Raw genomic sequence first — 23,872 nt, 5'->3', positions numbered from 1 at the left:
GACGAAGCCAGGATCATGGCCCACCAGCGCACGCTCCCAGCTGTTCGCGGCCCTGGGCGACAGCGGACACCTGCAGCTGATCGGGCGCCTGCCGGCAGCCGGCGCCATGTCGGCGACGGCGCTGGCGGACGGGGAGGCGATCAGCCGCCAGGCCATCGTCAAGCAGCTGCAGGTACTCGAGACCGCGGGACTGGTCACGCACAGCCACCAGGGCCGCGAAGTGTTGTATGCCCTCGACGCACGCCGCCTGCAGCAGGCGCGCGCCTACCTCGGCGCCGTCTCCACCCATTGGGACGCGTCGCTCGAGCGCCTGCGCGGATTGCTGGAACCTTGAAGCGGCTGTCTAAACCGGGTGTCAGGTCTGACAAACGGACACGAACTCATCCATTCTTGGCAAGGACTGTTGAGCTCGTGTCCGAATGTCAGACCTGACACTACTGGGGTGGCCGTGCTTTCCTGATGTGCCTGGCCACGATTGCCGGAACGTCCTGCCATGGCTGTTCGAGGCGCTGCGCCATGGCGAAGCCGGCGCTGTGTTCGCCTCCGACGCCGCGCAGCGCGAGCGAGGCGCCATGGAAGGCCAGCAGGAGGGTATACAGCGCCTCCTTCGTCATCGATTTGATGCTCATCGGCCAGTCCCTGTTGGAATGGCAATATCGTAGGGCAAGCCGGCGGGCCCCCGGGGCGACGGCCTGTCGGCGGCTGCATTAAAATGACGGAATGTTCATCGATTCCCACTGCCATATCAATTTTCCGGAGCTGGCAGCCCGGATGCCCGAGATCCTCGCCAAGATGGCCGAGAACAGGGTGACCCACGCCCTGTGCGTGTCGGTCGACCTGCCGGACTTCCCGCAAGTGCTCGCCCTGGCCGAGCAATATCCGCATATCTACGCTTCGGTCGGCGTCCACCCGGACTACGAAGACACGCCGGAGCCGACCGTGCAGCAGCTGGTCGCGCTGGCGAACCATCCGAAGATCGTCGCCATCGGCGAGACCGGCCTGGATTACTATCGCCTGGAAGGCGACCTGGAGTGGCAGCGCGAGCGCTTCCGCACCCATATCCGCGCCTCGCGAGAGACCCGCAAGCCCCTGATCATCCACACCCGCGCGGCCAGCCTCGATACCATCCGCCTGATGAAGGAAGAGGGCGCCGGCACGGACGCCGGCGGCGTGGCGGGTGTCATGCACTGCTTCACCGAGTCGCTGGAAGTCGCCCGGGCCGCCATGGAGCAGGGCTTTTACATTTCCTTCTCCGGCATCGTGACCTTCAAGAGCGCAAAGGAGCTGCAGGAAGTGGCCAGGGCCGTGCCGCTCGAGCGCATGCTGATCGAGACCGATTCGCCCTACCTGGCCCCGGTGCCTTTCCGCGGCAAGATGAACGAGCCCGGCTATGTGGCCCATGTGGGCGAGTTCATCGCCAACCTCAAGGGCGTCTCCCTGCCCGAGGTGGCCCGGCAGACCAGCGAGAACTTCTTCACCCTGTTCAATACCGCGAAAGCCTGAATCATGCGTTTATTCTTGCCCGCCATCGTCCTGGCCGCCACCCTGCATGGGGGGCTGGCGGCTGCCGCCACGCCCGAGGAACTCACCGCCTTCTTCCGCGCGGTCCAGCTGAACGACACGAAGACCGTGACGGAGATGGTGGGCAAGGTGGTGAACGCCAACGAGATCAATCCGCTCGGCGGCGAGCCGGCCCTGGTGCTGGCGGTGCGCGAAGACGCGATGGGCGTGTTCCGCGCCCTGCTGGCCCACCCGGGCACCGACCTCGAGGCGAAGGCCATGAACGGCAACACCGCCCTGATGATGGCGGCGTTCAAGCGCAACAAGGCGGCGGCCCAGGCGCTGATCGAGCGCGGCGCCGCCGTGAACCGGGCCGGCTGGACCCCGCTGCACTATGCGGCCGCCAGCGGCGACGAAGAGATCGCGGGCCTGCTCATCGCCCGCAAGGCGAAGCTCGATGCGGTCTCGCCGCGCGCCAGCGGCGCCTACACGCCCCTGATGATGGCGGCGCGCGAGGGACAGGAAGGGGTCGCACGCCTGCTGCTGGCGCAGGGCGCCAATCCGCGCCTGAAGAACGGCGAGGGCCTCACCGCCGTCCAGATCGCCGCGCGTGCCGGCCGCGACGACCTTGCCAGGGCGATATCCGGCTTCAAACCCTAGCGTTTTAACATTCCTTCACGGAACTGGACGGTAAACACCCTCCAGCTCCGCGCATGGGCGGCATGCTTCCTTGGCCATAATGCTCCCACGACCTGAAATGTGCGCAAGGCGTGCACATCGTGCGAGAAGGAAGACCATGCTGAACGAACGCGAAATCGAAAGCTGCTACCTGGGGCAGTTCATTCCAGTCCACTACCATCACAATATGCTGATGGACCAGAACCGGATGCACAGCTTCAAGTCCGCCATCCACTATGCCGTGAAGCCCGGCGCCAAGGTGCTGGAACTGGGCGGCGGCACCGGCGTGCTGTCCTTCTTCGCAGCCCAGCAGGCGGCCAAGGTCTACTGCGTCGAATACAACCCGGACATGGTGCGCGAGGCGCGCAAGTTCCTGGCGATGAACCCGAACGGCCACAAGGTCGAGGTCATCCACGCCGACGCCTTCGACTACCTGCCGCCCGAGCCGGTCGACGTCGTGATCTGCGAGATGATCCACGTGGCCATGCTGCGCGAGAAGCAGGTCGAGGTCATCGAATCGTTCAAGCGCCGCTACCTGGCCAAGTTCGGCGGCCCGCTGCCGGTCTTCCTGCCGGAAGCCTTGATCATGGCGGCCCAGCCGATTTCGCAGGAATACGATTTCGAGGGCTTCCACGCGCCCATCGTCCAGTTCCAGGAAACCGGCGTGATCTGGCCCGGCACCGTCGAGCTGGGCCAGCCGGCCGTCTACAGCGTGATCGACTTCAGCCAGCCGGTCGACAATGTATTCGCCTGGGAAGGCGCGATCATGATCGAGAAGGGCGGCCTGCTCAACGCCATGCGCTTCATCACCAAGAACGTGCTCGCCATCGTGCAGGAGCAGTCGACCACGATCGACTGGCTCAACCATTACATGACCCTGCCGCTGGCCAACCCGATGCAGGTGGAGGCGGGCGACATGCTGCACGTGGCCTTCCAGTACCGCGCCGGCGGCTCGATCCCGTCGCTGCAGGCCTCGATCCAGGCCCAGGTGATCAACCAGAAGGTCCTCGCGCAGGTCCCGGCCTACGCCTGATGCTGCGCCAGGTGGGCGGCGGCGGCGCCCGCCGCTTACCCGCCTTTTCTTCCATCCACCCCGCGTTTTGCCCCGTCTGTCGCAGACGGATTGTCAATACCGCCACGCCAGCCTACTCTTCTCCTGCGCCGTCAAACTCAAAGGAGCGAGAACAATGTTAGGTTTCCTGCTATGGTTGCTGCTGCTGTTCCTGTGCTGGCCCATCGCCCTGCTGGCCCTGCTGCTGTATCCGCTTGTCTGGCTGATCCTGCTGCCATTCCGGCTGCTCGGCATCGGGGTGGAGGCAGTGTTCGAGTTGCTGCGCGCCATCGTGATGCTGCCGGCGCGGATACTCGGCAATTCACCCGGCCGCTGAGTGTGGGCCAGATAACAGACGACAGCGCTTCGATCTTCTACTGTGGAGCTGCCCGCTTTTATCGTGAAAGCAGGCTTTGACTTTGAGGAAACGACTATGCGCTTGGATATTTACCGTAGAGCAGAGACCGACGGCAAGCTGTCCTATCTGGCAGTCCCGGAATCACGCAACATCCCTGAAGAAGCCACCAACACCGATTGGGAAATCGACACCCGTGCCTACGAGGTCGACGACGACGCCGACCAGGTGAGCGAGTTCGACCTGGAGAACGTGTCCGGCCAGATCGGCGAAAAGGGTTACGCGATCACCTCCAGCCAGCACTGAGTTTCCCTTGCGGCCTGCTGCGCCGCACACCGCGCCGGCCCGGTGAGCGACTCACTTGCCGGCGCACCCTGGGTCCGTAGAATTGCGACCCACCCTCCAACGGCCGAGCGGCCGTTATGGTATCCTGCGTCCTTGTCAAGCAGGCCAGGTCGGCCGGGATGGAGGATGCAATGAAGTGGGTCGTGGTCGGTTTTTATATTCTCTCGATCCTGCACATCCACTTCCGCGGGCGCGTGCGCCTGCCGTTCCGGCGCCAGCTGTTCGACCATTCGTCGTTCATGGCGCCCATCAACATCTTCATGCACAAGTTCTCGCGTGTGCCGAGCACGCCCTACATTCCGGTGAGCGCGTTCCCGGAACTGAGCCGCCTGCAGGAGAACTGGCCCATCATCCGCGCCGAGGCCGAGAACCTGCTGGCCCTCAAGAAGATCAAGGCGGCCGAGCAGAACGACGACGCCGGTTTCAATTCCTTTTTCAAGAACGGCTGGAAGCGCTTCTACCTGAAATGGTATGACGCCAGCCACCCCTCGGCCGAGCGACTCTGCCCGCAGACCCATGCGCTGCTGCAGTCCATTCCCTCGGTGAAGGCGGCGATGTTCGCCGAGCTGCCGCCAGGCGGCAAGCTGAACCCGCACCGCGATCCCTTCGCCGGCTCGATGCGCTACCACCTGGGCCTGGCCACACCGAACGACGACCGCTGCTTCATCGAGGTCGACGGCGAGCGCCACAGCTGGCGTGACGGCCAGGGCGTGATCTTCGACGAAACCTATATTCACTGGGCCATCAACGGCAGCGAGAGCGACCGCATCATCCTGTTCTGCGACGTCGAGCGCCCGATGCGCTACCGCTGGATGGGGGCCGTCAACCGCTGGCTGGGCCGCACCCTGATGACGGCCGCCGCCTCGCCCAACGAAACGGGCGACCAGGTCGGCCTGGTGAGCAAGCTGTTCCGGATCTCCTACACCATGGGCCAGTACCGCCGCCGCTTCAAGGCCTGGAACAGGACGGCCTACAACATCACCCGCATCCTGCTGGTGGTGGCGCTGGCCGCCTTCATCTGGTGGATCTGATCAGAACAGCTCGTCCAGCATGAGGTGGAAGGCCAGTTTGTGCTGGTCCACCTCGTTGACGTCGTAGCCGGCGAGAAAGCGCCGCTGGCAGTCCGCGCCGAATTCGCCCAGGCAGTTCCACATGATGGCGAGATCCTGGTAGCGGTCGGCGATGCCGACCCGTCCCACATCGATGCAGCCCACTACCTGGCCGTCCTGGATCAGGAGGTTATCGAGCGAATAGTCCCCGTGCGTCACCACCGGATCGGCCCCGAGGGGCAGCAGGCCCTGCATCGCCTCCCAGACCTGTTCGGCGGTCCAGCCTTCCCTATCCTCGTCGAAGTCGTCCGCGTCCACCAGGCCCGCATCGATGCGCGCCCGCGCTGCCTGCAGCCGCCGGGCATGGTCGCTCGCGAAGGGACAGCTCTCGACGGGAATCGCGTGGAGGCGGCGCAGGAAGGCCGCGAGGGCATCCACCACCGCGGGGCGCGATGCGGGCTCGAGCTCCATCAGCTGCCAGGCGGTCCGCCCCGGGATCGCGCGCATCAGGAGCCATGCCTCGTCACGGGTGCGCACGAAGTGCTCGACTGTAGGCACGGCCAGGCGCCCGGCGAGCCAGCGCAGCTTGACCATTTCCTGGCCGATGTCGTCGGCGACGGCCGCACCGCCGTGTTTCAGGTGGAGCTCCGGGCTGCCCGGCTTGCCGTGCAGCCTGTAGACGGCGCCGCCGGATTCGCCGACGGTGTCGCGGGCCCACGCATATCCCGCCACGAGCGCCGCCATGCCTTCCGGCAGGGGCGCCGGCAGGCACGATGTTTCACGATCTTGCACAGTTATTCGCTTCCTTTCATGCCAGAATGGAAAGGCAAAGTGTACGGTGTTGCCTCCGGCGCGTCACGCACGGTTCGCAGCCCGGCCCGGAAGCGTATCCGGCCATTGTCGCTACAATGGCCTTCCACCCACCAATCTAGCGGAGGCAGTCGATGGCAAAGGTACTGGTACTGTATTACTCGACCTACGGACATATCGAGCAGATGGCGAATGCCGTGGCGGAAGGCGCGCGTGCGGCCGGCGCCACGGTCGACGTGAAGCGGGTTCCCGAGACGGTGCCCGAGGAAGTGGCGAAGAATGCCCACTTCAAGTTGCAGCAGGATGCGCCGATCGCCACCGTGAACGAGCTGCCGGACTACGATGCCATCGTCATCGGCGCACCGACCCGCTACGGCCGCATGCCCTCCCAGATGGCGGCCTTCCTCGACCAGACCGGCGGCCTGTGGGCGCGCGGCGCCCTGAACGGCAAGGTCGGCGGCGCCTTCACGTCCACGGCGACTCAGCACGGCGGCCAGGAAACGACGCAGTTCTCGATCATCACCAACCTGCTGCACTTCGGCATGGTGGTGGTCGGCCTGCCGTACAGCTATGCGCCCCAGATGTCGCTCGACGAGATCGTCGGCGGCAGCCCCTATGGCGCGTCGACCATTGCGGGCGGGCAGGGCCAGCGCCAGCCGAGCGAGATCGAGCTGGGCGGCGCGCGCCACCAGGGCGAGCTGATCGCCCGCACGGCCGCCAAGCTGTTCGGCTAGGACGGGACGCCGGCGCAAGGTGTTTGAAGGCGCGTCCGGCAGGACGCGACGAACTTTGCTATCGTTGGCAGTCCTGCAACCTGGTGAGGACTGCCATGCTCGACCCTTCCGCCTTTCCCATCGCCGCCAAATGGCCGGCGCACCATCCCGACCGCCTCCAGCTGTACTCGCTGCCCACGCCCAATGGGGTGAAGGCCTCGATCATGCTGGAGGAAACGGGGCTGCCCTACGAGGCGCACAAGGTCAGTTTCGAGACCAATGACCAGCTGTCGCCGGCCTTCCTGTCCCTGAATCCGAACAACAAGATCCCGGCCATCATCGACCCAGATGGTCCCGGCGGCAAGCCCCTGGCCCTGTTCGAATCGGGCGCCATCCTGATCTACCTGGCCGAGAAGACCGGCCGCTTCCTGCCCAGCGATCCGGCCAGGCGTTACGAGGTGATCCAGTGGCTGATGTTCCAGATGGGCGGCATCGGGCCGATGTTCGGCCAGCTCGGCTTCTTCCACAAGTTCGCCGGCCGCGAATACGAGGACAAGCGCCCGCGCGATCGCTACGTCAACGAATCGAAGCGCCTGCTGGGCGTGCTGGAGGGCCAGCTGGGCAGGCATGCCTGGCTCGCGGGCGAGGACTATACGATCGCCGACATCGCGACCTTCCCCTGGGTGAACAACCTGATCGGTTTCTACGACGCCGGCGAGCTGGTGGGCTTCAAGGACTTCCCGCGCCTGCAGGCGGCCCTGGAACGTTTCCGCGAGCGTCCGGCCGTTGCGGCCGGGCTCAGGATTCCGTCTTGAGCGCCTGACTGTGGCGCTTGCGGCGCCGCTGGACCAGCAGCAGCGCCAGGCCCGGGGCCAGCAGCCACAGCGAGCCCGGCTCGGGAACTTCGACCGGCTTGGACGGCTGCGGGCCCGGCTGCACCGGCTCCTTCGGCGGTTCGAGGGAGGGCTCGGGGGCAGGGGAGCCGCCCGGGCCGCCAGGCGCCGGATTGCCGCCGATGTCGGTCGGTGGCTGGGATGGGGTGCCGCTTTCGCCGCCGCCGGACTGGCCGCCACCCGGCGTGACGGGGGAAGGGACCTCCGGCTGGGACGGGGTCCCGGGCGTGCCCGGCGTCGTGGGGCTGCCGCCGTCGCCGGGCGTGGCGCCGGGCGTGGAAGGTTGCGGTGTCGCGGGCTGGGGCGACGGGGCGGATGGCGTGTCGGGGCCCTTGCTTCCGGGCGTGCCGGTCGACGGATTCGATTCGGTTGGTATGCCGCCGCCGATGCCGCCGCTGCCGCCGCTGTCACCAGCGCCGCTTTCGCCCGAGGATTCTTCCGCACCCTTGCCGGGTGCGCCGCGCGAGCTGCTCGAGCGCGAGGACAGGAAGGCGCCGCTGGACGCGCCCGGGACGTTCGCCGCAGCGGCGAACAGGGATTCGCGTTCGGATGCGCTGCCGCCGGCCAGGATGCCGCCGGCACTGCCGGTCCCCGCTGCATTCAGGAAGCCGCCGGCTACGCCTTCGCCCTCGAGCATGCCCATGGACACGTTCTCGAGGCCGCCTGCCGCGGCAGGATTGTTTTCCACGACCGAGGAGTCGAGCTCTTCCGCCGACGGACCGTGGGCCTCGACCGGGAGGCGCGGCGTATCGGAAATCTGGTTGGCGCAGCGGGCCCGCGCCTCGATCTTGCCGTCGGATACCAGGGTCTCACCCTCTGCCAGCATCACTTTCTTCGCGGTCCAGTAGACCTTGTCGCCCTTGCGGTAGGACACGTGCACGGCGCGCGGCGTCGTGACCGTCGTCTCATGGGCCCTGGCCATGTCGAACTCGGCGTAGTGGGCGGCGACCACCTTGTCTTCGCGGATCACGCGGCCCAGTTCCCGTGCACCGGTTACGCCGCCCGGAACGATGGAATAGGGGTAGACGCGGCGCTGGCCCGGTTTGAGCGCTTCCAGCGGCGCCGCGCCGGGCAATGCGGCCGCAGCGAGCGTGGAAGGTGCCGGCTGCGCAGCCAGCGGCGCGGGGCTGGGCGCCGGAGCCATCAGTGCGTACAGGACCGCACAGCCCGCCGCACCGACCGCCGCGAGGGCCGCCATGCGCTTGTGGAGCTGCGTGCGCCGCGCCAGGCGTCGGGTGTAAGGATAGCTGCGGTCCATGAAAAAAATTCAAAGTAGGATAGTTCCTACAGAATAGTGTATTTCCATTAATAAATCTACATTTCTTGCGGAAAATTGATGAATCTGTTGTGCGGAGTGCCACGCCGACCGCCCGGCGCGATGTCGGATGCATAAATTCGAGGACAGGACGGCGTCTCCGATACGCATGCACGACGTGTTACCCAGCCGGGAATGCGCTACACTGTCCGCTCATGCCAATTCATCAACAGCATCAATAGAAGGATGGGGACTATGCGTTTATTCTTCGGCTCCGGTAACGCCGGCAAACAGTTGGGTTTCGCCATTGCGGCTTCGGTCTTGTCGTTCAGCGCGCTCGCGCAGAACTGGCCCAGCTCCACGGTCACCGTGGTCGTGCCCTGGCCGCCGGGCGGCCCGTCGGACATCGCGGCGCGTCCGCTCGCCAAGGGCCTGACCCAGGCGCTGGGCCAGCCCTTCGTGATCGATAACCGCGCCGGTGGCGGCGGCAACATCGGCACGGCGGCCGTGACCCGCGCCAAGCCGGACGGCAACACGCTCCTGATCACGTCCAGCGCGCCGATCGTGATCAATCCGAGCCTGTACAAGAACATGAATTTCGACCCGCTCAAGGACCTCCAGCCGGTGACCAACCTGCTGCGCGTGCCCCTGGTGCTGGTCGCCCATCCTTCCGTGCCGGCCAAGAACCTGAAGGAACTGATGGCCTACATCCAGTCGAAGAAGGGCCAGTTCTCCTATGGCTCCTCGGGCAACGGCACGCCCCAGCACCTGACCAGCGAACTGTTCGCCAGCGTCACCAAGCTCGAGATGACCCACGTCCCGTACAAGGGTTCGGCGCCGGCCATTTCCGACCTGCTGGGCGGCCACATTCCGGTGATGTTCGACAGCACCATCGCGATCATGCCGCACATCAAGAGCGGCAAGGTGAAGCCGATCGCAATCTCCAGCGCCAAGCGCTCGCCGCTGCTGCCGGACGTGCCGACCTTCGCCGAAGCGGGCCTGCCGCAGATCGAGTCCTACGCCTGGTATGGCTTCTTCGCACCGGCCAAGACCCCGAAAGCCGTCGTCGACAAGATCAATGCCGAGGCGCAGAAGGTCATGAAGGGTCCGGAGTTCCAGAAGGTGCTGGCCGATACCGGTTCGGACTACGTGGGCGACACGCCGGAGAACTTCGGCAAGTTCGTGCAGGCCGAGCATGCGCGCTGGTCGAAGGTCGTGAAGCAGAGCGGTGCGACGGTCGACTGAACGCCGCGACCTCCAATGAAAAACGCCGCCTCGGGAGACCGGGCGGCGTTTTTTCTTTATTGCGCGCGCGGACGCTGGCGGTGGAAGGTCAGCGGGCTGTAGGGCACGGCCGAGGGCGGCGGCGACTTCAGGATGCCCGGCTTCATCGCGCCGACCACGTGCATCTCGCAGGGCTTGCAGTCGAAGCGCAGGGTGTAGCGCTCGTCGCCGCTGACCAGGGTCATCGGTTCCGCACGCACCTGGCCTTGCACGCCCTGCACACCCTTGGCCTGCTTCGGGCACAGGTTGAAGGAGAAGCGCAGGCAGTGCTTGGTGATCATCAGCGACACTTCGCCCGGCTCCTCGTGCGACTCGTAGGCCGCGTCGATCAGCTGCACGCCGTGCTTGTGATAGAAGGCGCGCGCCTTCTCGTTGTAGACGTTGGCCAGGTAGCTCAGCTGCTGCTCCGGATAGATTGCAGGCGGCGCCACGGGCGCCTTGCGCTCCGGGCGCTGCCAGGCGGCCAGGCGCGCCGCTTCGTGGGCGGCGATGGCGTCGCGGCGCAGGGCGTTGATGCCGGCGGCCGGGACGAACCAGGGCTGGGACAGCTTCAGCTCGACGCTGCCGGCTTCGAACATGGTGCTGCCGAGCTTGGCGACGCTGGTGCGCAGCGCGCTTTCCGCCTGGGCGGCCTGCTGGGCCGGCTGCAGGGCGAGTTCGGCGCCGGTCGCGGACTCGATGCCGTCCTCGTCGCGCACCACCAGGCGCAGGCCGCCGGGCTGCTCTTCCAGGCACAGGTCGACGCGCACCTTGCGTTCGGACGACTTCTTGTTCAGGACCGCTTCCCAGTGGTGATCGCGGTTGCGGTGGAATACGGTGCCGACCTTCAGGCCCTCGAGGCTCTTGACCACTTCGTTGGGGAAGATGCGCCAGCGCTGGCCCTCGGCATCCTCGCCCAGCTTGTGCGCCGTGTTGGCCTGCACCCCGACGGTCTCGCGCTTGTGCATGTAGTTCAGGCCGTCGCCATTGGCCATCGGGGCGTTCGTCACGAGGTCGATGAAGTCCGGGCCGATGCGGCTGACCGTGCCCAGCTCGACGCCCACGTACTTGGGCGAATCGAAGGCGCCGATGTCGTCCTGGCGTCCCTGCGCGAAATAGTCGGTGTGGCCGCGGTGGAAGTTCTTGTCCACGTCCGGGGTGAACAGGACGCGGGTCGCGCCGCTCGAGGCGCGCACGAATTCCGGACGGCGCTCGAGCAATTCGTCGAGCAGCAGGCGGTAGTGGGCGGTGATGTTCTTCACATAGCCCATGTCCTTGTAGCGGCCCTCGATCTTGAAGGAGCGGATGCCAGCGTCGACCAGGGCTTCCAGGTTGCGGCTCTGGTCGTTGTCCTTCATCGACAGCAGGTGCTTTTCGTAGGCGACCACGCGGCCCTGGCCGTCGCTCAGGGTGTAGGGCAGGCGGCAGGCCTGGGAGCAGTCGCCGCGGTTGGCGCTGCGTCCGGTGTCGGCGTGCGAGATATAGCACTGGCCCGAGAAGGCCACGCACAGGGCGCCGTGGACGAAATACTCGAGCGGGGTGTCCACTTCGGCCTTGATCTTGCGGATCTGCTCGACCGTGAGCTCGCGCGCCAGCACCAGCTGGGAAAAGCCGACGTCGCCCAGGAATTTCGCCTTTTCCACGCCCCGGATGTCGCACTGGGTCGAGGCGTGCAGCTGGATCGGCGGCAGATCCATTTCCAGCAGGCCCATGTCCTGGATGATGAGGGCGTCCACGCCCGCCTCGTACAGCTGCCAGATCTGCTTGCGCGCCAGCTCGAGCTCGCTGTCGTGCATGATCGTGTTCATGGTGACGAAGATGCGCGCGCGGTAGCCGTGCGCGAACTGCACCAGGGAGGCGATGTCTTCCAGCGGATTGCTGGCGTTGTGGCGCGCGCCGAAGGCGGGGCCGCCGATGTAGACCGCGTCGGCGCCGTGGAGGATGGCCTCGCGGCCGATCTCGGCGGTCTTGGCGGGCGACAGCAGTTCGAGCTCGTGATTCAACAATGACATGGCGGATTCCTGGATGCGAAGGCCGAAATTATAGCCACATGGAGGGCTTGCGTCATGCCCGGCGACGCCTGAATGACGCTTATTCGAGGTTTTCGTGGTGATCGGCCACACCCTGCTTCCAGTAGGCCGATACCCGCATCGCTTCCTTCGGCAAGCCTTTTTCTTCCAGCAAGAGGGCGCGGACCGCCTTGGCGGTGGCGGCCTCGCCTGCGAACCAGGCAAACCCGTCGTCGGCGGGGAGCGCGACAGCGCGCAGGGCCGCGAGCAGCGCGGCATCGCTGTCGACCCAGCGCAACTCGAGATCGGCTTGCGTGTCCAGCGCCAGGCGGTCGGCGCCGCCGGCGTGGATCACGGCCACGACCTTGCTGGCGGCCGGCAGCTCGGCCAGGCGGCGCCGGATCGCCGGCAGCGCGCTGCGGTCGCCTGCCAGCAGGTGCCAGTCATGGTCCTGTGGAATGACCATGGAGCCGCGCGGACCTCCTATAATGGCACGCTGCCCGACGCTGGCGGCGCGCGCCCAGTTTGACGAAGCGCCATCCTCGTGCAGGGCGAATTCGAGGGTGAGTTCGCGCCGGCCGGCATCGTAGTGCAGCGGCGTGAAGTCGCGCCGGACCTGCCCGCCATCCACGTCGAACATGAACTTGACGTGGTCGTCGAAAGAGAGCGATGTGAATTGGGCCAGGGCCTCGCCTTGGAAAGTAATGCTGAGAAAACTGTCGCCCAGCGGGGCGATGCGGGCGACGGCGACGTCGCGGATGTGGAGTTCATGGCGCACGCGTTGTACGCTACGGCGGTTCTGCTGTTCCATGGCGGCTCGATTTAGTTGATAATGTCATCCATTATGGAAAAAGAAGTTGATAAGGTCAACCGTTTTTTGCCGTCCGGTGAAGGCGAGGTGATGGAAGCCATCCACACGATCATGCACCTGTACCGCTCGCGCCAGTTCGGTGGGGTGGGCGAGATCAGCCACATGGAGAGCAAGGTGCTCGGCTATGTTGCGCGCCGCCCCGGCGCCACCCAGCGCGACCTGGTCCAGCATTCCGGCCGCGACAAGGCGCAGGTGACCCGGCTGGTGCAGGGCCTGCGCGACAAGGGCTTGCTCGAAGCCCGGCAGGACGAACTGGACCGGCGCAGCACGCGCCTGTTCCTGAGCCCCCAGGGCGAGACCGTCTGCGCCGACATGCACCGCCATGGCCAGCAACTCGCCGCCCGCGCGCTGGCGGACCTGGACCGCGAAGAGCGCGGCCAGCTGGCGGGACTGCTGGCCAAGGTCGAAGCCCGGCTGCGCGCCGAACAGGACCAGGCTTAGGCCGAGGGGATGCGCCGGAACAGTCCGGGATAGTCGAGCGCCACGCCATCGGCGTCGACCGACAGGGCCGCCTGGAAGCCGCCTCCCACGCTTTCGTAGAGGTAGCGGCCGTCAGGCAGCCGGGTATAGGCCTGGTCCATCGGCCGCGGGCGGAGCTCGGGAACCTTGATGTAGGCAACCGTGATGCCGGTGCGTTCGGCCAGGCGCGCGCCCAGGCGGCGGATCGGCAAAGTATTGGTGAAGGGCGTGGCCGAGATGTCGACGTCGATGCAGCCGGCAAGCGCGGGAAGAAAGCGGCCGTCGCCGTCGCGCCACTCGCCCTGGCCGTCGCTGGTGAGCACGCAGGAGCCGCCACCGGTCACGACCGCCTCGACCGAGCGTACATGCCAGTTGCTGTCGCAGCAGATCCGGTAGCTGCATCCGTAGCGGCCGTCACGGTCGCCGACGATGACGGATTCGGCCACGATCACATCGTCGCGCCATTGCAGGCTCAGGTGTTCGAGTCCGCCGCCGTCGACCGGGGCGAAACGGTAGATGCGCTCCATGCCTTGTCCTCCTGGCGGCACAGGGTAGCATGATCAGGCGCGGCCGCGCCGCGCGCTTCAGTCAGGCCGGCAGATCAGTCGTTGCGGGGATAGCGGCGCCGCTCGATGCGCCGGCGGCGCTCGGGCGCTTCGACCGCGCGCAGCAGGATGTCGCGCGGGATGTGGCAGTTGTCGAGGTAGTCGAGCGCAAAGCGCAGGCCCCGGGTTTCCGCCAGAAAGAAAGCGTACTCGGCAGTTACTGCGGTCTCGTCGTCTCGTCGTCGTTGCGGCATGGCTCGCTCTCTGCCGGCGCCACGGCGGCTCCGGCCATTATACAGGCGGCAGAGGGAACCCCTCCGCCTGGCCGGCACCCCGATGACGCATACCGACTTGTTGTCAATATTACATGATCGAAGGCACGCGCACCGTTGATTGTGTTAGCGATTGTTACAACAGAACGGGAGATGCCGCGAAGGCGTTGACAGGCGGACGCCTGACGGCGTCCGCGCAGGGGAGGATTACTGGCGCAGCAGGCGGCGCAGCGTGCCGGCGAGGTCTTCGGCCGAGAACTTGGCGACGTAGGCGTCGGCCTGGACGTTCTTGACGTGTTCCTCGTTGGTGGTGCCCGAGAGCGAGGAGTGGATCACCACCGGGATGCCGCTGAAGCGGCCGGTCTTCTTGATGTTGCGGGTCAGGGTGAAACCGTCCATCTCCGGCATCTCGAGGTCGGTCAGCACCAGGGCGACCTTGTCGTGCACGGTCTTGCCTTCGGCTTCGGCCGCATGCGCGATGCTGTTGAGCTGGTCCCAGCATTCCTTGCCGCTCTTGGTCATGACGAAGGGCAGGCCCATCGCATTCAGGCCGTCTTCGATCAGGGCGCGTGCGACCACGGAGTCGTCCGCCGCCAGGATGACCGACCCCGGCTTGATGTGGATCTTGGCGCCGACGGTCTGCTGGTTGATCTCGGGACCGGAATCCGGGTTCATGTCGCGCAGGATGGTCTCGACGTCGAGCACCTGGGCCAGGCGGCCCGGCTCGCCGTCGACTTCCGGCAGGCGGGCAATGCTGGTGACCATGCCGCTGGCGGCAGTGCGCTCGGCCGACATCACCTGGCTCCAGTCCAGGCGCACGATCTCTTCGACGCTCTCGACCGCAAAGGCCTGGGTGGTGCGGGCGAATTCCGTCACCAGCATGATGTTCAGCCCGGTTTTCGGCTTGACGCCGGCGATCGCCGGCAGGTCGAGCACCTGGATGATCTGGCCGCGCAGGTTGACCACGCCCAGCACGTGGGGCATGGAGCCGGCCACGGCGGTAATCTCGGGCATCGCGACGATCTCGCGGATCTTGAACACGTTGATGCCGAACAGTTCGTTGCGCTCGCCGTTTTCATCGCCGCCGAGGCGGAACAGCAGGAGCTCGAATTTGTTGGTGCCAGTGAGGTTGCTACGCTCGTCGACTTCTTGTTGAACCGATTTCATATTCCACCATGGTAGTGATAGTGCCGATAGGAAAGCATTTTACGTGCGAAATTCAGGAAAACGTAAAGACCGCCTCAAGTTCGGCAAATTTTCGGCAGCGGCAAAACGCAAAAACAACGAATTCTCACAGTTTCTTGCCATTTCGACCATTTCGATGGGCTCAGGCGGCCGCCGGACGGTCCGGCGCGACGAAGGCAAGGCCTTCTTCGAAGGAGCGCAGGATCATGTCGACATGCGGCTCGACCAAAGCCCGCTTGGGCAGCTGCTCGTCGTAGGGCAGCAGCACCGTCACCAGCAGGGCCTCCGGCAGGTCGGCGCGCAGGCCTGCCACCGCCGTGCGCCACTCCTCGAGGTTGTCCTGGCGCGGGTAGGTGATGAAGATGGTCGACACCAGGTCCGGGCCGGTGCCTTCCGGCCGCTCCTGCGGCCCGCCTGCGATGATGCTGCGCGCGTCCACGTCGCCTTCGCGCAGGGCCCGCACCAGAAGCTCGGTGAGGAATTCGTCGCGCTCGGACGGCAGGCCGGCGCACAGCACGATGGAGCCGGCCGGCACGTCGAGCGAGCCCTGCCAGCGGCCGAAGCGCGCCTCGCGCATCTGGCGCAGGTGGGCGCCGATATTGGCGTCCAGCAGCGGCACCGGCTTGCGGCGCATGCGCGCGCGCCGGTCCGAGGCCGAGGACACGGTCTCGGCGATGTTGGCGATCACCGCGCGCATGCGTTCCTGCTGGGCCTTGTCGATCAGGCCGGCGCCCAGGTCCGAGACCGCCATGCGCAGGCCCGGCAGCAGCACGTGGTCGCAATAGCGCGCGAAGCTGTAGCGCCGCACATAGGCCTGCGCATCTTTGCCGAGTTCCTCGGCCTCGCCCGCCAGCACGCGCTGGTGGAAGCGTTCGGCGTCGGTCATGTTCGGCGCGTCGCCCAGCAGGATGGTGATCGGGGCCAGGGCGCGCACGTGGCGCCCGGCGACCACCAGGCACAGGGTCAGCGGGGTCGAGAGGAGCAGTCCCACCGGACCCCAGAGCACGCCCCAGAACAGGGCCGAGACGATCACCGCCAGCGGCGACAGGCCGGAGCTGTGGCCATAGACCTTCGGTTCGATGAAGTTCGCCAGCAGCAGTTCGAAAGCGAGGAAGATCGCCATGCAGGTCAGGGCCAGGGTCCAGCCCGGGTCGATCGCGGCGACGAACACGGCGATGATGGCGCCGGCCAGCAGCACGCCCAGATAGGGCACGAAGCGCAGCACCCCGCTCAGCACGCCCCACAGCACGGCGTGGGGAACCCCGGCCAGCCACAGCGACAGACCGATCACGATGCCGAAGGTGGCGTTCACGATGAACTGCGAAAAGAAGAAGCGCGACACGCCCTGGGCGGCGTCGCCGAGGGTGCGGATGGTGCGGCTGACCTCGGCCTGGCCCGCGAGCCGCACCAGGCGGTCGCGCAGGGAACCCTGCTCCAGCAGGATGAAGACCAGCAGGATCAGCACCACGCCGGCTTCGCCCACCGGCCCCCAGACCAGGGCGATGGCGCGCCCCAGCGTGTCCTTCATGGTGCGCGGCACCCGGACCTCGACCGGCACCGGCTGGTTCGCGGCCGCCAGCGCGCCGCGGCGGGTGCGGCTTGGTTCCACCGTGCCCGGCGGCGCCACCGCCGTCAGCTCCGCTTCGATCCGGGTCAGGGGGCGCTCGACCATGTCGCGCACCTTGACCACCTTGGCCTTGATCGCGGCCCGGTACTGGGGCAGGTCGCGCGTGATCGTGACCAGCTGGCTGGCCAGCACCGCGCCGATGCCGACCACGCAGGTGGCGACCAGGGCGACCGAAAGCAGCACCGCCGGCATGCGCGCCAGGCCCACCCGCGTCATGCTGCGCACCAGCGGCGCCAGCACCAGGCTCAGGATGAGCGCCAGGGCCAGGGGTTCCAGCACGTCGCGGCCGAAATACAGCAGGCCGATGACGCAGGTGGCGCTGACCACGCTGTTGGCGGAAAGGCGCAGGGAAGGAAGCGGGACATTCATGCGGTAAGGTAGGCCGGCGTCAGGACAAAACGACTATGTATAAAGCAAAACGCGGCATTCGCCAAGTGCGGCGGGAGGTCGGGGGGCGGCGCGACCGCGAAATGCGCCATGCATATCGACTTTTGGTAGTCGCGGACCTCAATGCCCACTAGAATCGGCCTGTTTCCAACACGACGAGGACCTTTCCGTATGCGCAGACTCCTGCTGGCGCCGCTCCTGGCCGGCCTGCTGGCCTTTCCCGCCCTTGCCCAGACCCTGCCCTCGGTGGCGGTGCCGCCGGAAGTCGAACGCCTGCTGCGCGACTACGAGCGCGCCTGGGCCGCCAACGATGCCGGCGCTCTCGCGGCGCTGTTCGCGCCGGATGGCTTCGCCCTGCCCAGCGGCCAGCCGGCGGCGCGCGGCGCCGACAGCATCCGCAAGGCGTATTCCCATGGCGGCGGCATGCCGACCGCCCTGCGCGCCATCGACTACCGGGCGTCAGGCGAGCTGGCCTATATAGTCGGCGCCTACGGTCCGGCCGGCCAGACTGGCGACTTCGGCAAGTTCGTGCTGGTGCTGCGCCGCATCGACGGGCGCTGGCTGATCGCGGCCGATATCGAGAATGCCAACCAGCGCATGGGCCCGCCTCCGGGCGCTCCGCGGCCGGCGCCGAAGCCGGCCGCCGGGTAAGCCGGCCTGAACCGGAACAGGCCAGCAATTATTTTTTGGCCGGGGCGGCGGGCGGACCCCGGTTTGCTCTACCATACGCGGATGCTCATCGATCCGATCACATGACCACGGCCGCGCCTCCGGCGTTCGACTACGACGCCGCGCTTGCCGCCTGTGCGCGGGGCGACCATGGCGCGCTGCGCCGCATCTACGACCAGGATAGCCGGCGCCTGCTGGGCGTCGCCCTGCGCATCGTCCGCCACCGCCAGATCGCCGAAGACGTGCTGCACGACGCCTTCCTGAACATCTGGACGCGCGCGCACAGTTTCGATCCGGCGCGCGGCGCCGGCCGCGGCTGGGTCTACAGCATCGTGCGGAACCAGGCGCTGAGCCTGGTGCGCAGCGGCGAGCGCGAAGTCGCCGTCGGGGACGATGTGCTGGATGGGCTGGCCCAGGAGCCGGGCGCCGGTCCGGAGGAAGCCTTCGTTCTCGGCGAGGACCTCGGACGCCTGCGCGATTGCCTGGTCGGGCTGGACGCCTCGAAACGCGCCAGCATCCTGTATGCCTATGTCGATGGCTGCTCGCACAGCGAGATCGCCGAGCGCCTGCACTCGCCGCTCGGGACCGTGAAGGCCTGGATCAAGCGCGGCATGAACGCACTCCGGGAGTGCATGGGATGAGCGGACAGGGGATGAACGCAATGGACGATCCGGAGGACCTGGCGGCGGAGTATGTACTCGGGACCTTGCCGCTGGACGAGCGCCGCGCCCTGCAAGCCAGGATGGCGGGCGATCCGGCGCTGCGCGAGGCGGTTGCTGGATGGGAAGCGCGGCTGCTGCCACTCGTCCAGCTGGCCGAGCCGGTCGAGCCTTCCGCGCAACTCTGGCCGCGCATCGCGGCTTCGCTGGCGCCGGCCAGACAAACCGGCGCCGCCGGCCTTCCGTGGTGGAACCGGCTGGGCCTGTGGCGCGGGCTGGCGGCGGCCGGCTTCGCGCTGGCGCTGCTGGCCGTCGCCATCGGACCGCTTGCGCCGGGTGTGCCAGGGCCGCGCTACATGGTCGTGCTGGCGGCGCCGGACAATATGGCGCCGGGTTGGGTGCTCGAGGCGAAGGACGCCGGAAACCTGCGGCTGCTGCCGCTGCGCCCGACCACAGTCCCCACGGCGCGTGCGCTGCAGCTCTGGACCAAGGCCGACGGCTGGTCCGGGCCGGTGTCGCTGGGCCTGGTCGAACCCGGCAAGGCCGTGGACGTGCCCCTGCGCGGCCTGCCGCCGCTGCAGCCCAACCAGCTGTTCGAAATCACGCTCGAGCCGGGAACCGGCTCGCCGACGGGCCGGCCGACCGGTCCGATCCTGTACATCGGCCGGGCGGTGAGGATGTGAGGAAGCTGGCCGGCGTTTGCCGGCCAGCTCCTGCCGGCCCGCTGCTTACTTCAGCGAAATCGCGATGTCGCGCACGCCGAGATTGCCGCCGATGGCGGACAGGGCCGGATTGGCCGCGCCATTGGCCAGTGTCGCGGCGCCGGTCGCCAGGTCGATGCGGTACAGGGTCGAAGGCCCGTCCGCCATGCCGCGCAAGGCCGCCAGCACCAGGCCGTTGGCGCCGCCCGCGATGTCGAATCCGAGGTCGCCGCCCACGGTCAGCCCAAGCGGACCGATATTGGCCAGCGTGCCGTCGTTCGGCGGATTCTGCAGCGCCAGGCTCGCGCTCGCGGTATCGATGTCGTAGAGCGCCGTGCTGGTCGTTCCCGCATAGCTGTTGGTATACGCGGCCGCCGTCACGGCCGGGGCGGCGCCGCCGCGATTGATCGCCCCGTCGGTGGTGGCGGCGCCGCTGTCGACATTGATGCGCAGGCTCTGCCCCTGGTTGCCGATCACGCGCAAGCGGTCGGCGACCGGATTGAAATCGACGGCGAAGGCGGTGCCGGCAATCGCCGTGTAGGGCAGGGTGGTGTCTGCGGGGTCGGCCGTCAGCGTGGCCTTCGCGGTCGCGGCGCCGGTGGCCGTATCGATGGTCACGATCCGGCCGGCCGAGGTGATCCCGTACAGCAGGCCGTCCTTCGGCCGGAAGTCGATCCCGAGCAGCGTTTCGCCGCCTGTCAGGCCGGTCACCGCAAGGTTGCTGTCGATGGTGCCCGGCGTGGCGGCCTTGAAGGAGACCAGGCGGCCGGTGTCGGTCAGTGCGAGGACGGATGGCGCGGCCGGACTGCGCAGCGCGATGCCGCGGATGTCCTCGGTAACGCCGAGGGGGCCGATGGCGGTAAGGGGCATGGCGGTGGCGGACAGGTTCACCGAGTAGAGGTTGCGCACCCCGCCCACATGCATGGCTGCATATCCCATATTGCTGCGCGCATCGATGTCGAAACCGTTCATGGCGCCGGCATCCGCGCCGAGGACGACGGGACTGGCGAGCGTGCCATTGTTCGGCGGGTTCTGGATGTAGAGGATGTCGCTCGCGGAATCGATGACGTAGAGCGTCGTGCTCGCGGTGCCGGCGAAGGAGTTGGTATAGGCGGCCGACGTGACGGTCCCATTCGCAGCACCGCCGTTGATGTCGCCGTCGGTCGTGGTGGCGCCCGTATCGACATTGATGCGCAGGTTCTGGCCAGTGTTGCTCACGATGCGCAGCCGGTCGGCGACAGGATTGAAGTCAACCGCAAAGTCCGTCCCGGCGAGCGCAGCGAAGGGAGCGCTGGTGTCGGCGCTGTCCGCGGCGAGGCGTGACTTGAGGGTGGCCGCGCCCGTGTTCGTGTCGATCGTGTAGATGCGGCCGGTCGTGCCGACACCGTACAACATGCCATCCGCCGGACGGAAGTCGATGCCGACCAGGTTCTCCGCGGCCTGCATCCCGGTAATGGCGACGGAAGTGCGGACTGTACCGGGAACATCACGGTTGACGCTGACGATCCGGTTGCTCGCAGTCAGGACAAACAGGTCCCCGGGTGTCATCGCGGGCGGCAGGGGCGCCGGCGGGGGATCCGCTGGCATCGTCGGGTGATCGTCGTCGCTTCCGCACGCAGCCAGTGCCGTCGCCAGTGCAGCTGCAAGCAAGATGCGGGAACTCAGGTGTCGTTTCATGTTCTTGTCCTTTCGATGAGAGTGTCGCTGGCACTTGCCAGAATGTCGCTTCCAGCTCGCGCAGCCGGAAGGTGTTGACACCCTTACTACGCAACAGGCCCGCGTTTGGATGCAGGCCCCGTGATCTTTTTTGTCCAGGCGACCGCGCAAATGGCGAGCGGGAATTTGTGCTACCTGATCGATAAGACGCAAAGCATGCTTTATCTCTGCGCGCTAGCATCGAAAGCGCCGTGACATGGCGTTCCACGTGTGCACAGGCGTCTCTCACTTCGGGCAACTATTTCTTTCGCTCAACGCTCGTCTTTACGCGGATTTACATGGACCCTTTGCCGTGGATGAAACGTGTTTGAGAGGCCCACGGTACGATCGGCAAGCTGAGCCACTCTGACGTCGCCCCTATGAGCATGCCGCGGCCTGAATTCTGGAGAAATGTCGCTACCGTCATCACCGGCGCGACGGGCGCGCAGGCGCTGACCCTGCTGGCCGCGCCCTTGCTGACTCGCCTGTGCACCCCGGCCGAGATGGGCAGCTTCAGCGTCTGGCTCGGCGTGATCGCCGTGACCTCGATCGTCGCCACCCTGCGCGTGGAGAACGCCATGGTGATCGACCACGGGCGGCAGCAGCAGCGCCTGTGTTTCGGCGTCGTCGCCTATGTCGCGACCCTGCTTGCGGTCACGCTCACGCTGGGCTCGCTGTGCGCCTGCGCGCTCGGGCTGCCGTCGCTGAAGATGGTGTCCTGGCCGGCGATGGCGGCGGTTGGCCTGGCAACCTGGATCAGCGCAAACATCCAGACCACGCTCGCCTATGCGGCCTCGCACCGCCGGTTCGGCACGGCGGCCAGGATCAAGCTGCTTCAGGCCGGCACCATCGCCGTCAGCCAGCTTGCGCTGCTGTATGCCGGCGTCGACGGCGTTGCCCTGCTGGCTGGACAATTGATCGGGCTATGCGCCAGGCTGCTGGCGGGACGCCTGCTGCTGTCGCCGCCCAGGCCGCGCCTGCGCTTCTTCCTCGACCGCGCCCAGCGCGATTATCTCCGCAAGCACCAGGCCTTCTGGCGCTATTCGCTGCCCTCGAGCCTGCTGAACACCATGGTCGGGCAACTGCCGCTGTTCATGATCGGCATCCACCACGGGGCGCTGGCGGCGGGCCTGTTCGCACTGACCCAGCGGGTGCTGGCCGCGCCCACCGCGCTGATCGCCACCTCCATCCTGGAAGTGTTCAAACGCCAGGCCGTCAGCGAGTTCGAATCCGTGGGAAATTGCGTGGCCGTGTATCGCAGCACCTTCAAGGCCCTGGTGCTGCTGGCCCTGCCGCCGACGCTGGTGCTGCTGCTGTTCTCGCCCGCACTGTTCGCCTGGCTCTTCGGCGACGACTGGCGCGCGGCCGGCGACCTGGCGCGCATTCTCGCGCCACTGTGTTTCCTGAATTTCGTGGCCAGTCCGCTGAGCTATGTTTTTTTCGTGGCCGGCAAACAGCGCATGGAGCTGTTCTGGCAGGTCGCGCTCTTCCTCGCGACGCTGACGGTGTTCGTGGCGCCCCTGTCGCTGCACGGCTCGCTGTTCGCCTACGCGGTCGTGCGTTCCATGCTCTACCTGATCTACCTCTACATGTCGCACATGTGCGCGCGCAACGGTCCTGTGCCCGCCTAGTTCATGGTAGCGTCCCGCGCCGCTCCCTTCTGGCCGCCATGGCCTGGGCGAGGCCGGCCAGCGTACGCAGCAGCGCCGCCTGCGCGGCAGTGAGGCATAGCGCGAGCAGCACCGGTGCCAGGGCCAGGACGGCGAACCACAGGCAGGCGGACAGCGTCGGCTGCTGCATCAGCGGCTGGCCCAGGCGCGCGTCGCCCATCGCCGCGAGCAGCATGATCACCGGGAAGTGGAAGAAAAAGGTGAACGAGGCTGCCTGGGCCGCCCAGGTGCCAGCTTCCCGCACGGCCGGATACGCCGGGCTGTCGCGCTGCCACGCCTGCCGCTTCGGGTAGAGCGACCAGGCGATGGCGGCGAAGCCGAGGCCCGCACCCAGGAAGCCGAGCTGGATCACCCAGTCGCGCAGCAGCGGCTCCATGCCGCGCGTGGCCGGCCCCAGCGCCCGGGACAGCAGCAGCGTCGCCCCGCACAGCAGCAGCGCGGGCAGGAGTGGCGGACGCCAGGTCCGCGTTTCGGCAAGGTTCACCAGCCCGACGCCGGCCAGCCAGATCGCGCCCCAGATCAGGAATCTGTAGGGCGCCACCAGCATGACCGCAGCCAGCAGGGCGACCCGTGCGAGACGGCGCCAGACTGGGGGCAGGCCGGCGGCGCGCAGGAACAGCACCAGCAGCACCAGGGACCAGAACAGGTAGGACAGCAGGTACAACATGCTGTTGCCGCCGAAGTTGGGGACGACGACAGGCTGGAGCATGAAGACGTTCCCGAGCAGGGGCGCGTAGCCGAGTGCGAGCGTGCTGAATTCCGGGAAGTCCGTGTACACGCCGGTGCCGGAGAACAGGCGCACACCCGTGTGGTCGAAGACAGCGCCCAGCACCAGGCCCGGCAGCATCAGGCGGTAGAGCGCAAGGGCGTGCCGGCCCAGGCTGGCGCCGTCGGCCGCCGGCGCGGCCCGCTGCCTGTGCAGGATGAGACCGGCGAGGATGCCGTCGAGGATGAAGAATACCGCGTAGGATTCGTGGCCGAGCCCGGTCAGGAAATAGAAGGCGGTCAGCAGGATGTTCTTGTCCTCGACGGCGTCGTAGTGGATGAAGGCGAGGAACCTGGCGTGGTACATCAGGGCCAGCACTGCGCTGCTCCAGCGCGCCAGCAGCAGGAAGGTGAGGAATCGTTCGCTCATGGTAGGCCTCGCGGTGCATTGCCGGCGGCTCGCCGGGGAATGGATGTCTTCCACGAAAACTGATGCGCCGTTCTCT

General features: G+C 66.9%; 26 protein-coding genes. 15 read left to right on the top strand and 11 right to left on the bottom strand.

Annotated features, from left to right (window positions below):
- The first annotated feature begins 106 nt into the window (after positions 1 to 106).
- Positions 107 to 334 carry an ArsR/SmtB family transcription factor gene (locus ACQ7JA_RS10250; RefSeq protein ID WP_430897224.1) on the top strand — a complete coding sequence of 76 codons (228 nt, stop codon included), beginning with the start codon at positions 107 to 109 and terminating at the stop codon, positions 332 to 334.
- 100 nt (positions 335 to 434) lie between these two features.
- On the opposite strand, the gene ACQ7JA_RS10245 is transcribed toward ACQ7JA_RS10250, so the two are convergent.
- Entirely contained in the window at positions 435 to 629 is a 195-nt protein-coding gene (locus ACQ7JA_RS10245) for a hypothetical protein (RefSeq protein ID WP_430897222.1), read from the bottom strand.
- A 91-nt stretch (positions 630 to 720) separates the two neighbouring features.
- Here ACQ7JA_RS10245 and ACQ7JA_RS10240 point away from each other — a divergent pair, with 91 nt between their 5' ends.
- From ACQ7JA_RS10240 to lpxO, 6 genes are all read left to right on the top strand, one after another.
- Entirely contained in the window at positions 721 to 1,503 is a 783-nt protein-coding gene (locus ACQ7JA_RS10240; protein ID WP_430897220.1) for a TatD family hydrolase, read from the top strand.
- A 3-nt stretch (positions 1,504 to 1,506) separates the two neighbouring features.
- A complete protein-coding gene (locus tag ACQ7JA_RS10235; protein WP_430897218.1) occupies positions 1,507 to 2,160 on the top strand; it encodes an ankyrin repeat domain-containing protein in 654 nt (217 codons plus the stop codon).
- Positions 2,161 to 2,296: 136 nt separating this feature from the next.
- Positions 2,297 to 3,211, top strand: a complete 915-nt coding sequence (locus ACQ7JA_RS10230) for a methyltransferase domain-containing protein (RefSeq protein WP_430897216.1) — start codon at positions 2,297 to 2,299, stop codon at positions 3,209 to 3,211.
- 154 nt (positions 3,212 to 3,365) lie between these two features.
- Positions 3,366 to 3,566, top strand: a complete 201-nt coding sequence (locus ACQ7JA_RS10225; RefSeq protein WP_231057997.1) for a hypothetical protein — start codon at positions 3,366 to 3,368, stop codon at positions 3,564 to 3,566.
- 96 nt (positions 3,567 to 3,662) lie between these two features.
- A complete protein-coding gene (locus tag ACQ7JA_RS10220; protein ID WP_430897213.1) occupies positions 3,663 to 3,890 on the top strand; it encodes a DUF6139 family protein in 228 nt (75 codons plus the stop codon).
- Between the two features lie 170 nt (positions 3,891 to 4,060).
- On the top strand, positions 4,061 to 4,960 hold the full coding sequence (gene lpxO, locus ACQ7JA_RS10215; protein ID WP_430897211.1) for a lipid A hydroxylase LpxO: 900 nt from the start codon (positions 4,061 to 4,063) through the stop codon (positions 4,958 to 4,960).
- Here the strand turns inward: lpxO and ACQ7JA_RS10210 are convergent, their stop codons facing one another.
- A complete protein-coding gene (locus ACQ7JA_RS10210; protein ID WP_430897209.1) occupies positions 4,961 to 5,770 on the bottom strand; it encodes an APH(3')-I family aminoglycoside O-phosphotransferase in 810 nt (269 codons plus the stop codon).
- Positions 5,771 to 5,922: 152 nt separating this feature from the next.
- On the opposite strand from ACQ7JA_RS10210, the gene wrbA reads away from it, so the two are divergent.
- Positions 5,923 to 6,522: an NAD(P)H:quinone oxidoreductase gene (gene wrbA / locus ACQ7JA_RS10205; RefSeq protein ID WP_430897207.1), complete on the top strand. Its 600-nt coding sequence runs from the start codon at positions 5,923 to 5,925 to the stop codon at positions 6,520 to 6,522.
- A gap of 95 nt (positions 6,523 to 6,617) precedes the next feature.
- Positions 6,618 to 7,316 carry a glutathione S-transferase N-terminal domain-containing protein gene (locus ACQ7JA_RS10200; RefSeq protein ID WP_430897205.1) on the top strand — a complete coding sequence of 233 codons (699 nt, stop codon included), beginning with the start codon at positions 6,618 to 6,620 and terminating at the stop codon, positions 7,314 to 7,316.
- Here ACQ7JA_RS10200 and ACQ7JA_RS10195 read toward each other — a convergent pair.
- Complete coding sequence (locus ACQ7JA_RS10195) at positions 7,300 to 8,652, bottom strand: PEP-CTERM sorting domain-containing protein (protein ID WP_430897203.1); 1,353 nt, start codon at positions 8,650 to 8,652, stop codon at positions 7,300 to 7,302. The genes ACQ7JA_RS10200 and ACQ7JA_RS10195 overlap by 17 nt on opposite strands.
- A gap of 252 nt (positions 8,653 to 8,904) precedes the next feature.
- Here ACQ7JA_RS10195 and ACQ7JA_RS10190 point away from each other — a divergent pair, with 252 nt between their 5' ends.
- Positions 8,905 to 9,894, top strand: coding sequence for a Bug family tripartite tricarboxylate transporter substrate binding protein (locus tag ACQ7JA_RS10190; RefSeq protein WP_430897201.1), 990 nt, complete (start codon positions 8,905 to 8,907; stop codon positions 9,892 to 9,894).
- Positions 9,895 to 9,950: 56 nt separating this feature from the next.
- Here the strand turns inward: ACQ7JA_RS10190 and ACQ7JA_RS10185 are convergent, their stop codons facing one another.
- Both ACQ7JA_RS10185 and ACQ7JA_RS10180 read right to left on the bottom strand, forming a co-directional pair.
- On the bottom strand, positions 9,951 to 11,924 hold the full coding sequence (locus tag ACQ7JA_RS10185; protein ID WP_430897199.1) for a peptidase U32 family protein: 1,974 nt from the start codon (positions 11,922 to 11,924) through the stop codon (positions 9,951 to 9,953).
- Between the two features lie 79 nt (positions 11,925 to 12,003).
- Entirely contained in the window at positions 12,004 to 12,732 is a 729-nt protein-coding gene (locus tag ACQ7JA_RS10180; RefSeq protein WP_430897197.1) for a siderophore-interacting protein, read from the bottom strand.
- A 90-nt stretch (positions 12,733 to 12,822) separates the two neighbouring features.
- Between ACQ7JA_RS10180 and ACQ7JA_RS10175 the strand changes: the two genes are divergently transcribed.
- Positions 12,823 to 13,233 carry a MarR family winged helix-turn-helix transcriptional regulator gene (locus ACQ7JA_RS10175; protein WP_430897195.1) on the top strand — a complete coding sequence of 137 codons (411 nt, stop codon included), beginning with the start codon at positions 12,823 to 12,825 and terminating at the stop codon, positions 13,231 to 13,233.
- Here the strand turns inward: ACQ7JA_RS10175 and ACQ7JA_RS10170 are convergent.
- The 4 genes from ACQ7JA_RS10170 to ACQ7JA_RS10155 all read right to left on the bottom strand — a co-directional run bounded on the left by ACQ7JA_RS10170 (position 13,230) and on the right by ACQ7JA_RS10155 (position 17,249).
- Entirely contained in the window at positions 13,230 to 13,778 is a 549-nt protein-coding gene (locus ACQ7JA_RS10170; RefSeq protein WP_430897193.1) for a putative glycolipid-binding domain-containing protein, read from the bottom strand. The genes ACQ7JA_RS10175 and ACQ7JA_RS10170 overlap by 4 nt on opposite strands.
- Positions 13,779 to 13,852: 74 nt before the next feature.
- Complete coding sequence (locus tag ACQ7JA_RS10165; RefSeq protein ID WP_258829600.1) at positions 13,853 to 14,050, bottom strand: hypothetical protein; 198 nt, start codon at positions 14,048 to 14,050, stop codon at positions 13,853 to 13,855.
- Between the two features lie 225 nt (positions 14,051 to 14,275).
- On the bottom strand, positions 14,276 to 15,235 hold the full coding sequence (locus tag ACQ7JA_RS10160) for a chemotaxis protein (RefSeq protein WP_430897191.1): 960 nt from the start codon (positions 15,233 to 15,235) through the stop codon (positions 14,276 to 14,278).
- Between the two features lie 160 nt (positions 15,236 to 15,395).
- Positions 15,396 to 17,249, bottom strand: a complete 1,854-nt coding sequence (locus ACQ7JA_RS10155) for an AI-2E family transporter (protein WP_430897189.1) — start codon at positions 17,247 to 17,249, stop codon at positions 15,396 to 15,398.
- A gap of 189 nt (positions 17,250 to 17,438) precedes the next feature.
- Between ACQ7JA_RS10155 and ACQ7JA_RS10150 the strand changes: the two genes are divergently transcribed.
- The 3 genes from ACQ7JA_RS10150 to ACQ7JA_RS10140 all read left to right on the top strand — a co-directional run bounded on the left by ACQ7JA_RS10150 (position 17,439) and on the right by ACQ7JA_RS10140 (position 19,278).
- Positions 17,439 to 17,918, top strand: a complete 480-nt coding sequence (locus ACQ7JA_RS10150; protein ID WP_430897187.1) for a YybH family protein — start codon at positions 17,439 to 17,441, stop codon at positions 17,916 to 17,918.
- Between the two features lie 101 nt (positions 17,919 to 18,019).
- Positions 18,020 to 18,577, top strand: a complete 558-nt coding sequence (locus tag ACQ7JA_RS10145; protein WP_430897185.1) for a sigma-70 family RNA polymerase sigma factor — start codon at positions 18,020 to 18,022, stop codon at positions 18,575 to 18,577.
- Between the two features lie 11 nt (positions 18,578 to 18,588).
- Entirely contained in the window at positions 18,589 to 19,278 is a 690-nt protein-coding gene (locus ACQ7JA_RS10140; RefSeq protein WP_430897183.1) for an anti-sigma factor, read from the top strand.
- A gap of 45 nt (positions 19,279 to 19,323) precedes the next feature.
- On the opposite strand, the gene ACQ7JA_RS10135 is transcribed toward ACQ7JA_RS10140, so the two are convergent.
- Positions 19,324 to 20,883, bottom strand: coding sequence for a DUF4394 domain-containing protein (locus tag ACQ7JA_RS10135; RefSeq protein ID WP_430897181.1), 1,560 nt, complete (start codon positions 20,881 to 20,883; stop codon positions 19,324 to 19,326).
- A 488-nt stretch (positions 20,884 to 21,371) separates the two neighbouring features.
- On the opposite strand from ACQ7JA_RS10135, the gene ACQ7JA_RS10130 reads away from it, so the two are divergent.
- Positions 21,372 to 22,622, top strand: coding sequence for a lipopolysaccharide biosynthesis protein (locus ACQ7JA_RS10130; RefSeq protein WP_430897179.1), 1,251 nt, complete (start codon positions 21,372 to 21,374; stop codon positions 22,620 to 22,622).
- Between the two features lies 1 nt (position 22,623).
- On the opposite strand, the gene ACQ7JA_RS10125 is transcribed toward ACQ7JA_RS10130, so the two are convergent.
- Positions 22,624 to 23,796, bottom strand: coding sequence for a hypothetical protein (locus ACQ7JA_RS10125; RefSeq protein WP_430897177.1), 1,173 nt, complete (start codon positions 23,794 to 23,796; stop codon positions 22,624 to 22,626).
- Between the last annotated feature and the right edge of the window lie 76 nt (positions 23,797 to 23,872).

Origin of the sequence: Massilia sp. BKSP1R2A-1 (genome assembly GCF_050586525.1) — a bacterium.
Classification (GTDB): Bacteria; Pseudomonadota; Gammaproteobacteria; order Burkholderiales; family Burkholderiaceae_D; genus Telluria.
The sequence above is the reverse complement of the archived record's forward strand: the minus strand, read 5'-3'. Positions and strand labels throughout refer to the sequence as shown.

Coding starts and splice junctions, on each gene's coding strand:
- ACQ7JA_RS10250 (WP_430897224.1), top strand. CDS start 107: ATGTCGGCGACGGCGCTGGCGGACGGGGAGGCGATCAGCCGCCAGGCC.
- ACQ7JA_RS10245 (WP_430897222.1), bottom strand. CDS start 629: ATGAGCATCAAATCGATGACGAAGGAGGCGCTGTATACCCTCCTGCTG.
- ACQ7JA_RS10240 (WP_430897220.1), top strand. CDS start 721: ATGTTCATCGATTCCCACTGCCATATCAATTTTCCGGAGCTGGCAGCC.
- ACQ7JA_RS10235 (WP_430897218.1), top strand. CDS start 1,507: ATGCGTTTATTCTTGCCCGCCATCGTCCTGGCCGCCACCCTGCATGGG.
- ACQ7JA_RS10230 (WP_430897216.1), top strand. CDS start 2,297: ATGCTGAACGAACGCGAAATCGAAAGCTGCTACCTGGGGCAGTTCATT.
- ACQ7JA_RS10225 (WP_231057997.1), top strand. CDS start 3,366: ATGTTAGGTTTCCTGCTATGGTTGCTGCTGCTGTTCCTGTGCTGGCCC.
- ACQ7JA_RS10220 (WP_430897213.1), top strand. CDS start 3,663: ATGCGCTTGGATATTTACCGTAGAGCAGAGACCGACGGCAAGCTGTCC.
- lpxO (WP_430897211.1), top strand. CDS start 4,061: ATGAAGTGGGTCGTGGTCGGTTTTTATATTCTCTCGATCCTGCACATC.
- wrbA (WP_430897207.1), top strand. CDS start 5,923: ATGGCAAAGGTACTGGTACTGTATTACTCGACCTACGGACATATCGAG.
- ACQ7JA_RS10200 (WP_430897205.1), top strand. CDS start 6,618: ATGCTCGACCCTTCCGCCTTTCCCATCGCCGCCAAATGGCCGGCGCAC.
- ACQ7JA_RS10195 (WP_430897203.1), bottom strand. CDS start 8,652: ATGGACCGCAGCTATCCTTACACCCGACGCCTGGCGCGGCGCACGCAG.
- ACQ7JA_RS10190 (WP_430897201.1), top strand. CDS start 8,905: ATGCGTTTATTCTTCGGCTCCGGTAACGCCGGCAAACAGTTGGGTTTC.
- ACQ7JA_RS10185 (WP_430897199.1), bottom strand. CDS start 11,924: ATGTCATTGTTGAATCACGAGCTCGAACTGCTGTCGCCCGCCAAGACC.
- ACQ7JA_RS10180 (WP_430897197.1), bottom strand. CDS start 12,732: ATGGAACAGCAGAACCGCCGTAGCGTACAACGCGTGCGCCATGAACTC.
- ACQ7JA_RS10175 (WP_430897195.1), top strand. CDS start 12,823: ATGGAAGCCATCCACACGATCATGCACCTGTACCGCTCGCGCCAGTTC.
- ACQ7JA_RS10170 (WP_430897193.1), bottom strand. CDS start 13,778: ATGGAGCGCATCTACCGTTTCGCCCCGGTCGACGGCGGCGGACTCGAA.
- ACQ7JA_RS10165 (WP_258829600.1), bottom strand. CDS start 14,050: ATGCCGCAACGACGACGAGACGACGAGACCGCAGTAACTGCCGAGTAC.
- ACQ7JA_RS10160 (WP_430897191.1), bottom strand. CDS start 15,235: ATGAAATCGGTTCAACAAGAAGTCGACGAGCGTAGCAACCTCACTGGC.
- ACQ7JA_RS10155 (WP_430897189.1), bottom strand. CDS start 17,249: ATGAATGTCCCGCTTCCTTCCCTGCGCCTTTCCGCCAACAGCGTGGTC.
- ACQ7JA_RS10150 (WP_430897187.1), top strand. CDS start 17,439: ATGCGCAGACTCCTGCTGGCGCCGCTCCTGGCCGGCCTGCTGGCCTTT.
- ACQ7JA_RS10145 (WP_430897185.1), top strand. CDS start 18,020: ATGACCACGGCCGCGCCTCCGGCGTTCGACTACGACGCCGCGCTTGCC.
- ACQ7JA_RS10140 (WP_430897183.1), top strand. CDS start 18,589: ATGAACGCAATGGACGATCCGGAGGACCTGGCGGCGGAGTATGTACTC.
- ACQ7JA_RS10135 (WP_430897181.1), bottom strand. CDS start 20,883: ATGCCAGCGGATCCCCCGCCGGCGCCCCTGCCGCCCGCGATGACACCC.
- ACQ7JA_RS10130 (WP_430897179.1), top strand. CDS start 21,372: ATGAGCATGCCGCGGCCTGAATTCTGGAGAAATGTCGCTACCGTCATC.
- ACQ7JA_RS10125 (WP_430897177.1), bottom strand. CDS start 23,796: ATGAGCGAACGATTCCTCACCTTCCTGCTGCTGGCGCGCTGGAGCAGC.